The sequence below is a fragment of the Ruegeria sp. BG3 genome (assembly GCF_056538485.1).
Map to the genome: position 1 here is coordinate 90,242 of NZ_JBQFTE010000011.1, position 12,818 is coordinate 103,059.

General features: G+C 58.6%; 13 protein-coding genes. 3 read left to right on the top strand and 10 right to left on the bottom strand.

Going from position 1 to position 12,818, the window contains the following annotated elements:
- Positions 1–27: 27 nt before the first annotated feature.
- The 3 genes from ACR0AI_RS17555 to ACR0AI_RS17565 form a co-directional block, all read right to left on the bottom strand.
- Positions 28–1,707 carry a peptidoglycan -binding protein gene (locus ACR0AI_RS17555; RefSeq protein ID WP_480675912.1) on the bottom strand — a complete coding sequence of 560 codons (1,680 nt, stop codon included), beginning with the start codon at positions 1,705–1,707 and terminating at the stop codon, positions 28–30.
- A 3-nt stretch (positions 1,708–1,710) separates the two neighbouring features.
- The gene (locus ACR0AI_RS17560) at positions 1,711–2,889 is read right to left on the bottom strand and encodes a biopolymer transporter ExbB (RefSeq protein WP_170480503.1); all 1,179 of its coding nucleotides are present in this window, start codon (positions 2,887–2,889) and stop codon (positions 1,711–1,713) included.
- A gap of 68 nt (positions 2,890–2,957) precedes the next feature.
- Complete coding sequence (locus tag ACR0AI_RS17565) at positions 2,958–3,488, bottom strand: gamma-glutamylcyclotransferase (protein ID WP_480675914.1); 531 nt, start codon at positions 3,486–3,488, stop codon at positions 2,958–2,960.
- Between the two features lie 61 nt (positions 3,489–3,549).
- Between ACR0AI_RS17565 and ACR0AI_RS17570 the strand changes: the two genes are divergently transcribed.
- The gene (locus tag ACR0AI_RS17570) at positions 3,550–4,557 is read left to right on the top strand and encodes a DUF2125 domain-containing protein (RefSeq protein WP_480701418.1); all 1,008 of its coding nucleotides are present in this window, start codon (positions 3,550–3,552) and stop codon (positions 4,555–4,557) included.
- Here ACR0AI_RS17570 and ACR0AI_RS17575 read toward each other — a convergent pair.
- The 4 genes from ACR0AI_RS17575 to ACR0AI_RS17590 form a co-directional block, all read right to left on the bottom strand.
- Positions 4,554–5,402 carry an extensin-like domain-containing protein gene (locus tag ACR0AI_RS17575; RefSeq protein WP_480675918.1) on the bottom strand — a complete coding sequence of 283 codons (849 nt, stop codon included), beginning with the start codon at positions 5,400–5,402 and terminating at the stop codon, positions 4,554–4,556. The genes ACR0AI_RS17570 and ACR0AI_RS17575 overlap by 4 nt on opposite strands.
- Positions 5,399–6,319 (bottom strand): prephenate/arogenate dehydrogenase family protein, encoded by a 921-nt coding sequence (locus ACR0AI_RS17580; RefSeq protein WP_480675920.1) that lies wholly within the window; start codon positions 6,317–6,319, stop codon positions 5,399–5,401. The genes ACR0AI_RS17575 and ACR0AI_RS17580 overlap by 4 nt, the downstream gene beginning before the upstream one ends.
- Complete coding sequence (hisC, locus tag ACR0AI_RS17585; RefSeq protein ID WP_480675922.1) at positions 6,316–7,401, bottom strand: histidinol-phosphate transaminase; 1,086 nt, start codon at positions 7,399–7,401, stop codon at positions 6,316–6,318. Before hisC ends, ACR0AI_RS17580 begins: the two co-directional genes overlap by 4 nt.
- Before the next feature lie 64 nt (positions 7,402–7,465).
- Positions 7,466–8,881: an aminotransferase class V-fold PLP-dependent enzyme gene (locus tag ACR0AI_RS17590; protein WP_480675924.1), complete on the bottom strand. Its 1,416-nt coding sequence runs from the start codon at positions 8,879–8,881 to the stop codon at positions 7,466–7,468.
- A 102-nt stretch (positions 8,882–8,983) separates the two neighbouring features.
- Here ACR0AI_RS17590 and ACR0AI_RS17595 point away from each other — a divergent pair, with 102 nt between their 5' ends.
- On the top strand, positions 8,984–9,445 hold the full coding sequence (locus tag ACR0AI_RS17595; RefSeq protein ID WP_170374590.1) for an Lrp/AsnC family transcriptional regulator: 462 nt from the start codon (positions 8,984–8,986) through the stop codon (positions 9,443–9,445).
- 2 nt (positions 9,446–9,447) lie between these two features.
- On the opposite strand, the gene ACR0AI_RS17600 is transcribed toward ACR0AI_RS17595, so the two are convergent.
- The gene (locus ACR0AI_RS17600; protein WP_480675926.1) at positions 9,448–10,272 is read right to left on the bottom strand and encodes an SDR family oxidoreductase; all 825 of its coding nucleotides are present in this window, start codon (positions 10,270–10,272) and stop codon (positions 9,448–9,450) included.
- A gap of 161 nt (positions 10,273–10,433) precedes the next feature.
- On the opposite strand from ACR0AI_RS17600, the gene ACR0AI_RS17605 reads away from it, so the two are divergent.
- Entirely contained in the window at positions 10,434–11,321 is an 888-nt protein-coding gene (locus tag ACR0AI_RS17605) for an AraC family transcriptional regulator (RefSeq protein WP_480675928.1), read from the top strand.
- 57 nt (positions 11,322–11,378) lie between these two features.
- Here ACR0AI_RS17605 and rpsD read toward each other — a convergent pair whose 3' ends face one another.
- Both rpsD and ACR0AI_RS17615 read right to left on the bottom strand, forming a co-directional pair.
- Positions 11,379–11,999, bottom strand: coding sequence for a 30S ribosomal protein S4 (gene rpsD / locus ACR0AI_RS17610; protein ID WP_170374584.1), 621 nt, complete (start codon positions 11,997–11,999; stop codon positions 11,379–11,381).
- A gap of 310 nt (positions 12,000–12,309) precedes the next feature.
- Positions 12,310–12,774, bottom strand: coding sequence for a hypothetical protein (locus ACR0AI_RS17615; RefSeq protein WP_480675930.1), 465 nt, complete (start codon positions 12,772–12,774; stop codon positions 12,310–12,312).
- Positions 12,775–12,818: the final 44 nt, after the last annotated feature.

Genomic DNA, 12,818 nt, shown 5'->3' on the forward strand with positions numbered 1-12,818 from the left:
AAGGCGATTTTCCGCCACGCGAGGGGTTTAGCGCTCGGTCAGTTTCAACTCAATCCGTCGGTTCTGTGCCCGCGCCTCGGGCGTGTCTTCCGGGTTCACGGGCTGGAACTCTCCGAACCCGTTGGCGGCCAAGCGATTGGGCGGAATACCCAGCGCTTCGACCATATAGCGCACGACGGAGAGCGCCCGCCCCTGGCTCAACTCCCAATTGTCGCGGTACCGACCCGAGCCAGCCAAGGGCACGTTGTCGGTGTGGCCATCCACACGGATCACCCAGTTCAGACCTTCCGGGATTTCGGCAGCAACTGTGCGGAGGATCTCAGCGACCTTTGCGACCTCTTGCCGGCCTTCCAGCGACAACACGGCAGAACCTGTGGCGAACAGAACCTCAGAAGAGAACACGAACCGGTCGCCTTCGATCCGCACGCCATCCTGATCGCCCAGAACGTCGCGCAGGCGGCCAAAGAATTCCGACCGATAGCGTTGCAAATCCTCGGCCTGCGCCGCGAGTTCCTCATTCTGTCCGGCCAGCGCTTCGGCTTCAGCCTCTAGGCGTTGACGCTCGGCCTCTTCCAGCAGGCGGCGGCGGCGCTCCTCGGATGCGGCACGAGCCAGAGCCGCATTCAGGTCCTGCCCCAGAGACTGGATCTGGATTTCGGCGGCCGTATTGCGGTCCTCGTAGTCATCCAGCAGAGCCTGCAGCGATCCCAATTGTCCGCGCAATGCTGCGATCTGCTGGTTCAACAAAGCGGCCTCGCGTTGCGCCTTTTCTGAGACCGCCTGTTCCGCCGAAAGCGTCTCGCGGGCCACGGCCAGCAAGGAAGCGCGTTGTTCAGCTAGGGAACGCTGGGATGCTGCATCTTCCTGTGCCTCGGCCTGTGCTGCCAGAGCGGCCTCCAACTGGGCATCCAGCTCTTCCGCATTCAACTCGCCAAACTGTCGTTCCATTTCTGCGCGGGCAGCATTCGCAGCGGCCAAGAGGGTCAGAGTATCCTCAGCCTCTTTGCGCTGCGCCTCTAGCGCAAGAGTCATGGCGGTCAGTTCCGCATCGGCGTTCTGAAGACGATCCCTCAGAGCTTCGGCAGCGGCGGCCTCTGCCAGCCTGACAGCCTCTTCCGCACTTAGCTGATCTTCGAGTTGAGCGATTTGCGCAGCGCGTTCTTCGCCGCTTTGTTCCAGATCAGCGACCAAAGCCTCCAAAGCCTCGCGGCGGGCTGCAGCAAGGCGGGCGGCTTCGGCCTGAGCGTCAATTTCTTCGCGGCTTTGCGCCAAGGCCTGATTCAGACTGTCGCGTTCGCCCAAAAGATCCGCCCGTTGAGTCTCAAGTGCCGCAATCGCGTCATGCGCCCGTGCCTGATCAGCCAACAGCGCCGCGACCTGAGCCTCGAACCCGGTAATCTGGCTTTGCGCCTCAGCCAGACTATCTTCCGTTTCGGTCAGTGTGGCATTTAAGGCCCCCAACCGCGCTTGCAGACGACTGTTTTCTCGTTCCTCCAACCCTAAAGCACCAGCCAGCGCAGCAACTTCATCCGCGAGGGTCGTCAGCTCATCCTCCTGACCCGAGATCGTCTCACGCAGCACGAATTGGATGACCATGAAGATGGTCAGCACGAAGGTCAGAACCATCAACAGACCCGTCATCGCATCGACGAAACCGGGCCAGACAGAGCCCTGGAACCGTTGACCAGTGCGGCGGGAGAGGGCCATGGGTTATTCCCCCTCGTGCGTGGTTCGAACCGCGCCGCGTGGCAGGGTCAGAGCCTTCACTAGCAGTTCGATATCCTTGCGGAATTCGTTCATGCTGTCCTGACGACCGGCGGAGATCTCTTCGAGGATGCGCAGCAACTGAACATCCATCGACCGCAGGCGCATCCGGCTTTCTGCATCGATGCCCTCGCCCGCCCCGTGTTCGCGCATGTGATCCAGCAAGGCGTCCTGACCCAGTGCAACACGCTCCAACGCGGCAGCAACGCCTTCATTATCCGCCTGACGCTGGTTCATTTGCCCGATGACAGTGACCAATTGACCAAGCTTGTTGGACACGTCGGCCCGCTCGGCCTCCTGCGCCGAGAACAGATCCTGTAGCGCGTTCATCTGATCCGACATCGCGTCCAGCACAGGCGCCAGAACGGCGACCTCAGCCCCACCGTCCTCGCCCGAGGCAAATCCGACCCGGGTGATGCCCGACAGCCATTCCTCAAGCTCGCGGTAGAAACGGTTCTGGCCGTGGCCGGCGAAGACCTCCAACAGGCCCACAATCAATGACCCGGCAAGGCCCAGCAAGGAGGAGCCAAACGCAACGCCCATCCCCTGCAACTGCGCCTCAAGGCCCGTCATCAGACGGTTGAAAACGGCCAGCCCCTCTTCCCCTTCTTGCGGGTTCAGGCTGCGGATGGTGTCGACAATGGCGGGCACCGTGGTGGCCAGACCGAAAAATGTCCCCAAGAGGCCTAGATAGATCAGAACGTTGGTGATGTAGCGCGTGATCTCACGCTCTTCTTCTACCCGTTCCGCGACCGAATCCAGAATGGACCGGGTCGAGGTGGAACTGATCTGCGACCGCGCACCGCGTTCACGCAGCAGCGAGGCCAATGGCGCAAGTAATTGAGGGGTACGCGCGTCCTCATGCACCACGCCGCCCACAAAGGCCTCGATCCAGCGGACCGAGCCGATCAGCTGCGCGACCTGATAGAAACAGGCAAAGACGCCGATGATGAACACCAGCAAGATGAAGCCGTTCAGATAGGGGTTCGCAAAGAAGACCGGCAGCACATAGGGCAGCGCCAGAAACACCCCGAGGCCCGACAGGCCGATTGCGATCAGCATCAGAAGAATCTGCCTGATCGGTTGCGAGAAATGCGGTCTCGCGCCCTGTTGTGCCTGCGCCATGCGCGTTATTCCTGGTTCTGCCTGCTCTGGCCTGAATCTAGCGAAAAGACGCCGATGACGCCAAGGGTTTATGCGGTGATGCTGCGCACCCGTTGCGACAACCACTCAAGATCGGGATCGTGCAGGCCGATCTCGGCCAGATGCTCGGTGGTGTTATACAGATATTCTGTGTTTGGACCGCGCCCTCCAACGGCATGGGCGATGATCTGAGCCTGCTCTTCCAATGGCATGCCGCCGCAATACTGCACGTGATCGGCATCAATCACATAGGTTACGGCATTTACGACCTCACCATTGTTCAGATGCACGTCCAGCATCTTTTCGACATAGGCCGACGAAATCAGCTCGCGCTCACGCAGTTCTTGCAGGGTACGATCCTCATGCCCGGCCTCCACGGCCAGCGCCAATCCTTTGCAATGCGCCTCAGGTTGCTCGTCCAAAGCCAGCACAAGGCCGGGGTGATCTTCGGTGCCGCGATGGTGGATCGAACTCATGCAGAAAGAGCGCGCATATCCGTACAGCATCGCAAGCTCGCTGCGCGCCACGGGAAAGCCCGGGTTCCACAGTAGCGATCCATATCCGAAAACCCACATCGTCATTGCTCTGGTCCTTGCCCGTTTGGGCCTATAAACATCAAATCCGAGGCAGGAAAAAGGGCCAATGCTCATGCGTCGTCTGATACGAGTGTTCATTTTTATCGCCATCGCATGGAGCGCCTATTGGTTCATCGCGGGCTATGGTCTGCGCAATGCGATCACCAGCTGGTTCGATGCCCAGCAGGCGCGCGGCTGGCAAGCCGAATTCTCAGGCGTTGAAACGGCGGGCTACCCGACACATCACACCACCCGCTTAAACAACCCGGCGCTGGCCGATCCAGTAAACGGCACCGCCTGGAGCGCCGATTGGATCGAGTTTCAAAGCCCCGCAATCTGGCCCGGTCGTCAAACCCTCAGCTTTGCCGATACGCCTCAGCGCCTATCCTATTTTGACCAGACCGCGACGATCGAGGCCAAGGCTTTGCAAGCCGAGTTGGAATTGCAACCCGGTGTCGCGCTGGTGCTAGAGAAGATGGCCCTGACTGCTGGCCCCTGGCTGATCAGCGAAGAAAATGAGGCGCTGGCGGGCGGTGGTACACTCAGCGTCATCATGGAGCAGACCACTGCGCCCGAAGCCTATGCCATTACGGCGCAAATTGACGGGTTCACCCCCGGTGAAGATTTGCGTGCGCTGATGCAATCGGCGACCTCGCTTCCCCAGCAGTTCGAGACGTTGCAGTTGGATATGCTGACAACGTTCGACAAGCCTTGGGACCGGAGCGCGCTGGAGGACAGCCGTCCTCAGCCCGTCGCCATTGATCTGAATCTGGCCGAGGTCAAATGGGGCGAGTTGCGCCTCTTTGCCGCGGGTGAGCTGGATGTAGACTCGCAGGGCATCCCGACCGGTGAGATTGCGATCAAGGCCGAGAATTGGCGCGACATGATCGCAATGGCGAATGCCGCCGGCGCCCTGCCCGATCAAGCCGTCGACCCGGTGACCCGCGCGCTCAATTTTCTGGCCGGACTGGGCGGCAACCCGAATGCGCTGGACCTGCAATTGAATTTTCGCGACGGGTTCGTGGCTCTGGGGCCGCTCCCCCTTGGCCCGGCCCCACGTCTGATCCTACGTTAGCGGCAATAGGACCCGGTGCGATACCGCGCCGTATCCAGATGAAAATGGTCCCGATGATACCTGTCTGAATTGGGCCCCAACACGGTGCCAAACGGCCCGCAGGCCCCGCGCCATATCTTCTTGAGTTGCTTTTGCGAGGGGTTCTTTCGCCAGCCTTTCAGAACGGTCACGACCTCTCCATCCGCCATGACAAAACCAGAAATATCTATGGCGCGGCCCTTGCCATGCTCGGATACTCGCGCGCCTTTTTGGTTGTTGCGCGTCCGGCAGGCATAGTGCGCTGCAACTTGCAGCTGCACTACAGGACCACGGCGTTTGAACGTCGGCTTGACGGTTTTGTCGACCCATTTGTTCAACGCGATGGCCGTGCCGCAATCCATCGTCGAAGCCCGGCTCAGCGTCACTCCCGAGACAGAGGTGATTTGAACCGCATCCTTGACCCCGCAGGCCTTTGTTTTGCTGGAGACACGCCCGACAGGTTTGCCTTGTATCGCGATATCACCGCAGACCGAGCCTTTGCGCAGCTTGCGCTTCTTGAAAAGCACCTCCTGCTCCAATGATTTGGGTCTGAGGTAGGGCATCAAAGAGGTATCTGGCCCCAGCAGCGGCAATTCCGCCGGGCGCGCTGCTACGGCGATTAGCTGAGGCGACTCGGGTCGTGTTTCGGGGCGCAGGTTCGGTATGGTCAAAGGCGTTGCTGCCCGGCTGGAGATCGCGACGATGCCAGCAGTTTCGACTGCTGCGCCGGGGCGCGCAACGGGATACAGCGATTGCTCGGGCGCGGCGGCGTGGGTAGCAGAGGCCCAAAGCACGGCAACAAACGCGTATCGCAAAACCTGTCTCATGACCCAGCCTTTCCCCGGCCAAAGTCTGGCGCATCGGTATCCTGACCCGCATCAATAATCCCACGCCGGATAGCGCGGGTGCGGGTGAAATAGTCGAACAGATGCTCTCCGTCCCCGGTGCGGATCGCACGCTGCAGGGCGAAAAGCTCTTCGGTGAAACGGCCCAGAATCTCAAGCGTCGCGTCCTTGTTGGTCAGGAACACGTCGCGCCACATGGTTGGGTCCGAGGCCGCAATGCGGGTGAAATCCCGAAAGCCCGCAGCCGAGTACTTGATGACTTCGCTATCGGTCACCCGACGCAGGTCATCGGCAACACCGACCATCGTATAGGCAATCAGGTGCGGCGCATGAGAGGTCACGGCCAGAACCAGATCATGATGGTCCGCGTCCATCTCATCGACATTGGCCCCCATGCCTTCCCACAAGGCCCGCAACTGGGCGGTGGCCTCGGGGTCCGATCCTTCGACCGGCACCAGCAGACACCAGCGATTGTCAAAGAGCTCGGCGAACCCGGCCTCAGGCCCCGAATGCTCGGTCCCGGCCAAAGGGTGCGCAGGGATGAAATGGACGCCTTCAGGGATATGAGGCGAAACGGCCTCGATCACGCTGCGTTTGACCGATCCAACATCCGTCACCGTTGCCCTCGGCTTCAGCGTCGGGGCGATGTCCTGTGCGACCGCGCCCATCACGCCAACCGGAACGCAGAGGACAACCAGATCCGCGCCCTCGACCGCCTCTTGCGCGGTGTCGCAGACCCGATCAGACAAGCCGATCCTGCGGGCTGTGTCGCGGGTAGCCTCAGAGCGTGCATAGCCGGTGACTTCACCAGCCAGACCTGCGCGTTTGATGGCCCAGAACATGGAGGAGGCGATCAGGCCCAACCCAATCAGCGCAACACGGTCGTAAATCTGGCTCATGCTGCCCCCTCTTTGAATGCGGTAGTGGCCGCGACGACACGGCGGCAGGCTTCTTCATCGCCCACGGTAATCCGCAACGCGTTTGGCAGGTTGTAGCCTGCAACGCGCCGCACAATCAAACCCTGCGACTTGAGGTAGTCATCGCAAGCCTCAGCCTCGGCCTGATCGGCAAAGCGCGCGAGGATGAAGTTGGTGCAAGACGGGTCGGACGGGACACCGATCTTGGCCAGCCCATCCGACAGCCATACCCTCAGGCGCGCGTTTTCAGCCTGACAGAAGGACAGGAATTCGACATCATTCACGGCCGCTTCGGCCGCAGCCAGCGCAGTCAAAGACAGGTTGAACGGTTGGCGCACCCGGTTCAGCACGTCGATGATCGACTGATGCGCATAGCCCCAGCCCACGCGCATTCCGCCCAGCCCATAAACCTTTGAAAAGGTCCGGGTCATGATGACGTTCTCATGGGCATCGACCAGAGACGCACCGCCATCGAAACCGTCGACAAACTCGGCATAGGCCCCGTCGATGACCATCAGACAACTATCCGGCAGACCCTGCGCCAAACGCTCAAGTTCCTGTTGCGAGATCATGGTTGAGGTCGGATTGCCGGGGTTGGTAACAAACACGACCCGCGTCTGCGCTGTTATGGCTGCCAAAATGGCATCCACATCGACCTTGCGGTCGCGCTCGGCCACCATGACTGGTGTGGCACCCGCCATCCGAGCGATGATCGGATACATGGAAAATCCATGTTCCGTATAAACCACCTCATCCCCCGGCCCTGCATAGGCCTGAGCGATGAATTGCAGTACTTCGTCACTGCCCACACCGCAGATGATCCGCGCCGGGTCCAGACCATGACGCGCGCCGACCGCATTGCGCAGGCTGGCGTGATCGGTGCTGGGATAGCGATGCAACGTGGCGGCGCTGTCGCGCACCGCCTCAATCGCTTTGGGGCTAGGGCCAAACGGGTTTTCGTTGGAGCTCAGCTTGATCACATGCTCAACACCCGCCACATGCGACTGGCCGCCTTGATACAGCGCGATGTCCATAATGCCGGGTTGAGGGGTAATCTTGGTCATGAGAGGCTCCGTTTATTGGGCCTCTCATACCTGTCTCAACGCTTTCAGAAAAGCAGCAATTCCATCATGCGGCTTTGAAGCGCGCAGTCGCCGGGTCGGCATTGTAGAACGGCACGAATGTTTCGGTCCGGTGGGACAGATCATTGACGCTGTCGATGATGAACTGGACCGTTGCCTCGCGCATCAGATAAGAGAAGTTCAGGCGCACCCAACCGGGTTTCTTCATCTCTTCACCGGCGGACAGTGCGGCGTGCAATTCCTCTGACGCGGCACGATCTATATCCAGAAGCCGATGCGCGTAAGGCCCGGCACAGGCGCATCCTCCGCGCGCCTGAATGCCGTATATGTCGCTGAGCATGCGCGTGAACAGTTGCTGATGTACCGGTTGCCCTGCATTGTCGCGCACGAGGAAGGAAAAGATCGGCAGGCGATGTGCGTTTTCCACCCCAAGCAAGGTCAGGTTCGGGTTGTCCTTCCATCCCTCCAGCGCCATTTGGTTATATTGCGCCTCGCGGCGGGCGATCTCATCTGTTCCGACGACATCCTTAACGATGAAGGCAAGTGCCGCGCGGATATCACCGATCACATTGGGCGTTCCCGCTTCCTCTCGCGTTGACAGGTTTTCGCTATAGTCGTGACGCCAAGGCGAGACGAAACTCACCGTCCCTCCGCCTGGCCAACTGGGACAACGACGCTGTACAACGCTCTGGTTCACGACCAGCACGCCCGACGCCCCCGGCCCGCCCGGAAACTTGTGCGGAGACACCACGATCGCATCTTTGCGCGCGTCCGCAGGCCCCATGTCCATCGGCAGGTAAGGCCCGCCCCCGGCATAGTCCCAAACGGCCAAAGCGCCATGTGACTTGAGTAAACGCGTCACCGGATCGGGATCAGTGATAATCCCCGTCACATTGGACGCAGCCGAAAATGACCCGATCACCAGATCCGCATCAGCGTGCGTGTCCAACGCCGCCTGCAGCGCGCGCAGATCAACGCCCCCTTCAGCCGCTTCAGGAATCTCAACCACCAGAGCCTTGCTCTCGCGCCATGGCAAGATGTTCGAGTGATGCTCATAAGGACCGATTAGGACAACCGGTTGATCAGCTTCCGCCACCCCAAGCAGACTGACCAACCGGTTGAGCCCCGCCGTGGCACCGGACCCGGTAAAGATCACCGCGTCTTCTCCCCTCGCGCCAACAAGGCGGGCTATCTCGTCACGCGCTTCGCGACGCAGACGGGTCATGTAGGACCCGCAGAAGGAGGCCTCAGTGTGGCTGTTGGCATAAAATGGCAACACGTGATCGGCCACAAAGTCTTCAACCTGTCGCAACGCGCGACCCGAAGCAACGTAATCCGCATAGACAAGCGGCACGTCCCCCTGCAGACCCGGTATCAGAGCATTCTCTCCGATCAGCCCGTCGCGCAGGTGGGAATTGTGAGTGGTGGAACAGAGATCCGCACGAAATTTGGACAGGGTCATAGCATTGGCTCCTTACTGTAAGTCCAATGTGATCCATCCGAACTGTGGAAACATTATCGTTCTTTGCGTAGAAATCATAAATTTTGTGTCATATGATTAGATATGAGCCAAAACTTAGATCAAATAGACACTCACATCCTGAGAGAGCTTCAAAAAGACGCCACCCTTTCGCAGCGCGAGCTTGCCGATCGGGTCGGGCTGTCCCAGAATGCGTGTTGGCGCAGGTTGAAAGCGCTGAACGAAAACGGGGTGCTGATCGGGTCAACCGCCCGCATCGCGCGCGAGACTTTGGGGTTGAACCTCGTGGTCTTCGTCATGCTGCGCACCCGGCATCATTCAGCCGAGTGGCTGCAAGCGTTTCGCCGCCATGTTCTGACCATTCCCGAGGTTGTGGATTTCCATCGGATCGGCGGTGACTATGACTATCAACTGAAAGTCGTGACCCAGGATATGGCCTCATATGACAAGGTCTACCAACGCCTGATCGAGAAGGTCGAGCTAGACAGCGTGACCTCATATTTTGCGATGGAAGCGATCGCCGAAGGGCGACCACTTCCGATCTGAACTCAGGCCAAACCAAGCATCGCTTTCATGCCGCCGATAAAAGTTGCGTCGTCCAGAGCCTTGCGGTTGTCCAGGTATTCAACGGCATCTTCGCCGGCACGATAGCGCAAAGTGTCAGTGTCGTCCGTCACCGCGGTCAAAATGACATCGGCGACAACACTTGGCGGCGACGTTCGCGCTGCCATTTCTTCCGAGCCCCACGTGCTGAACAAGGCCTGCACGACAGGTTGATACTCGGCCATGCTCTCGTCATTGACGAAATCAAACGAACGGCCACCAAAATCAGTGGCAATCAGACCAGGCTCGACAATCTTGACCTTGATACCTGCCGCAGCAAGCTCGTAGTGCAGCGACTCTGACAAGCCCTCAACCGCGAATTTTGTGCCGTGATAAAGCGTTCCGAGGGGGAAGGTGATTTGCCCGCCAATGGACGAGATATTGACGATACAGCCCGAACCATTTGCTCGCATATGCGGCAGAACGGCTTTTGTCACAGCCAACAAACCGATCACATTGGTATCGAATTGCCGCCGGATACGCTCCATCGGGAAAGCTTCGAGCGGGCCGTACGCGCCGTATCCCGCGTTGTTCAAAAGAACGTCAATCTGACCAAAGCGTTCAATCCCCTCGGCAACGGCGGCCGCAATTGAACCCTCGTCGGTGACGTCAAGACGTGTGACCAGAACATTCTCAAGTTGCGTCAACTCGGCTTCCTTGCTGGGGTTGCGCATTGTGGCAATGACGTTCCAGCCCTGCCTATGAAACAGTTCGGCCGTAACTCTGCCAATACCAGATGAAGCGCCAGTTATGAGGATAGTCTGTGCCATGGTCATTCTCCGCAATTGTTAGCCTTACCACTAGATAGGTTAGAAAACTGCGATACGCCTGCCGAATTCTCCTCAATATCTGCCTAATTCTCTGGCCGTCAGGATTCTGGCTAGCACTGACCTCTTGCGCAAAATATGCTGAATGAGGCAGTGGGGATACCATGACACAACATGATTTAGTTGAAAAAATCTGCGAAGCTGTGGGCGGACAGGCAGAAGATGCTGCTTTCTACCCCACTGCACTGGACGGTTTTGGCCTGCTTCATGATGTCAAAACGAAATCAATCGAAGCACAGGTGTATGAACCGATTGTCTGCCTAGTTCTACAGGGGAAGAAAGAAACACGTATCGGCGATCGCCTTGTTCACTTCGGAGCAGGCGACTCTCTGATCGTCAGCCATTCCCTTCCGGTTTTGGCCGCCGTCACCGAAGCAAGTCGGGAAAAGCCCTATGTCGGTCTCGTATTCTCGCTGGACTTAACCATCTTACGCGGCCTCTATGACAGTATCGGTTCAGAGCCTGCTCAAATCGAAACAGCCCGAAGCCTTGCTGCATCAAAAGCCTCGCCCGATCTGATTGACGCTATGACTCGCCTGTTTCACGCCAGTCAAAACCCTACGGATGCAAAAATTCTCGCACCGATGATCAGCCGTGAAATCCACTACCGACTCCTACAGGCAGATCACGGTGGCATGCTGCGGCAAATGCTATGGCGCGACAGTGCCGCCAGCCGTATCGCGCGCGCCATCGACATCATCCGCGCGGATTTTCGAACAGCCCTGCCCGTCTGCGATCTGGCACAAAGCGCTGGCATGAGCGTTTCTGCCTTTCACGCCCATTTCAAAACGGTAACAGCCACCTCTCCACTACAGTACCAAAAAGACCTCAGGCTGCTGGAAGCCCGCAGGCTATTGTCGCACGGTTCGCTCAGTGTGTCGCAAGCAGCTTTTGAGGTTGGCTATGAAAGCCCGACCCAGTTTAGTCGGGAATACTCGCGCAAATTCGGAGTGCCACCTCGTCGGGACATCGGGTCAAAATGCATAGCTTAGAAACTAAAAAGGCCGCGCTGAAAGCGCGGCCTTTGTAATCTGGAATGTGAGCGAAGATTAGTTCTTCGCGTAGAATTCGACAACCAGGTTCGGTTCCATCATGACTGGGTAAGGCACATCGCTCAGGCCCGGTGCGCGTACGAAGGTCGCGGTCATTTTCGAGTGGTCGGCGTCGATGTAGTCAGGAACATCACGCTCGGCCAGAGCAACAGCTTCCAGAACAACTGCCAGTTGCTTGGACTTGTCACGCACTTCGATCACGTCGCCTTCTTTGACACGGTAGGACGGGATGTTGACCCGCTTGCCGTTCACTTTGACGTGGCCGTGGTTCACGAACTGACGTGCAGCAAAGACGGTCGGTACGAACTTGGCGCGGTATACAACGGCGTCCAGACGGCGCTCCAGCAGACCAATCAGGTTTTCACCGGTGTCGCCTTTTACTCGCTCAGCTTCGGCGTAGATGCGACGGAATTGCTTCTCAGTCAGGTCGCCATAGTAGCCTTTCAGCTTCTGCTTGGCGCGCAGCTGCAGACCGAAGTCCGACAGTTTGCCCTTGCGGCGCTGGCCGTGCTGGCCGGGGCCATATTCACGACGGTTGACCGGGGATTTCGGACGACCCCAGATGTTTTCGCCCATCCGGCGGTCGATTTTGTACTTGGCAGACGTGCGTTTGGTCACGGCTGATCTCCTTTAAAGTGGCATTTCAGCTTGATCCGAAAACCGGTTCCCACTTTTCGGGCCGAAATAGCGTCTCCGCTCGGACCGGGCAGTTCCAGTTCAGACCAGGCGTGGTGCCGGGTTATAAAGGGCGTTGTCCTCTTGAGGTTTCCCCCATGACAGGCATCCCCTTGCGGGGGCCACCAACACCAATGAAGCCGCGCTTATATCTGCGGAACTGTCAGAGTCAACACGTCCCGACGGCACTGCTCAAAATTCTTGAAGGGTTTTTAGGCTAACGGGTCCAGCTCCAGCTAGGTAACCAAACCTATTAAAAGTAACCCGGCGCGGATTTTCCTGGAAAGGCCACCACCTTTGCGGTCGGCTGCGGTACGCTCTGCAGGTCAGCACCGGCATGCGTTACTTCGCTGATCCAGAAATCCTGATCCCGAGGCGGACAGCCAGTGTTAAACACCAGAGTTGGCCATTGTTCGTCATCGGTGATAACCAAATCTGCCGAAAAGCGTTGCGCCCCATTGGTCAATGTGACCGTACCGCAATACTCGCCCGAAATCTCTTGCGGGGCCGAGAACGCGTCGCGGGTGCGCACAGCAGTCGCACCCATATGTCCCAGTTGCTCAAGATTTTGCTCGGCCACTTCGCCCAACATCAGAGCCTGACCACGCCAGGACCAAGCGGACCCGACCGCCAAAAAGGCCAAAGGCGCTGCCTCAAGCCCATCAAGCTCGGTTTGATTCCATAAAATGGCTACACGACCGTTATATCCGGCTCTCATATACCTGCTCGCACTTATCAACACCCCACCCAGTACTCAACCCG